General features: G+C 60.8%; 1 protein-coding gene. It reads left to right on the forward strand.

From position 1 onward, the window contains the following. On the forward strand, positions 1-1,289 hold a 1,289-nt coding region (locus tag GIW04_RS30800), incomplete at both ends, for a cbb3-type cytochrome c oxidase subunit I (protein ID WP_236479620.1).

The raw sequence follows: 1,289 nt of genomic DNA on the forward strand, positions 1-1,289 counted from the left end.
GGTCGCGTATCCGCCGTTATCCGAGCTGGGCTACAGCCCCGGCGTCGGCGTGGATTACTACATCTGGTCATTGCAGATATCCGGCATCGGCACGCTGCTCACGGGGGTGAATTTCTTCGTCACCATCCTGAAGATGCGCACCGAAGGCATGACGCTGTTCAAGATGCCGGTGTTCACCTGGAATGCGCTGTGCACGTCGGTGCTGATTCTGGCGGCATTTCCGATCCTCACCGCCACCCTGTTGATGCTGACCCTGGACCGTTACCTGGGCATGCATTTTTTCACCAACGAGGCCGGCGGCAACCCGATGATGTACGTGAACCTCATCTGGGCCTGGGGGCATCCGGAGGTGTACATCTTGATCCTGCCGGCGTTCGGGGTGTTTTCCGAAATCGCAGCCACCTTCAGCAGCAAGCGGTTGTTCGGCTACGTGTCGCTGGTATGGGCGACCATCGCGATCACCGTGTTGTCGTTCATCGTGTGGCTGCATCACTTTTTCACCATGGGCGCGGGGGGCAACGTCAATGCGTTCTTCGGCATCATGACCATGATCATCGCGGTGCCCACCGGGGTGAAAATCTTCACCTGGTTGTTCACCATGTACCGCGGCCGCGTGCGTTTCGAAACGCCCATGCTATGGACCCTGGGCTTTATCGTGACCTTCAGCATCGGCGGCATGACCGGGGTGCTGCTGGCGGTGCCGGGGGCCGACTTCCTGCTGCACAACAGCCTGTTTCTGATCGCGCACTTTCACAACGTGATCATCGGCGGTGCGGTGTTCGGCTATATGGCCGGCCTGACGTATTGGTTCCCCAAGGCGTTCGGTTTCCGCTTGAACGACAAGCTGGGGCGCATCGCTTTCTGGTGCTGGCTGGTGGGCTTTTATTTCGCGTTCATGCCCTCCTACGTGCTGGGTTTCATGGGCATGACGCGCCGTCTCAATCATTTCGACAACCCCGAATGGCGGCCCTGGCTGCTGCTGGAGTTGGTGGGGGTGGCAATCATCCTCTGCGGTGTGGCGACGCAGGCCCTGCAGCTGTTGGTGAGCATCCGCAACCGTCATCAATACCGCGACCGCACCGGCGACCCATGGGACGGGCGCACCCTGGAATGGGCCACTGCGTCTCCGCCGCCGCTGTACAACTTCGCCGAGCAGCCCAAGGTCAATGACCTGGACGCGTACTGGGGCATGAAGGAGCGCGGCGTCAGCACCCTCAGCCACACCGACTATCGCAGCATCCACATGCCGCGCAATACCGCGTCGGGCCTGGTCATCAGCCTGTTTGCGC

Origin of the sequence: Pseudomonas sp. PA-4-8C (assembly GCF_021606625.1) — a bacterium.
Classification (GTDB): Bacteria; Pseudomonadota; Gammaproteobacteria; order Pseudomonadales; family Pseudomonadaceae; genus Aquipseudomonas; species Aquipseudomonas lactis.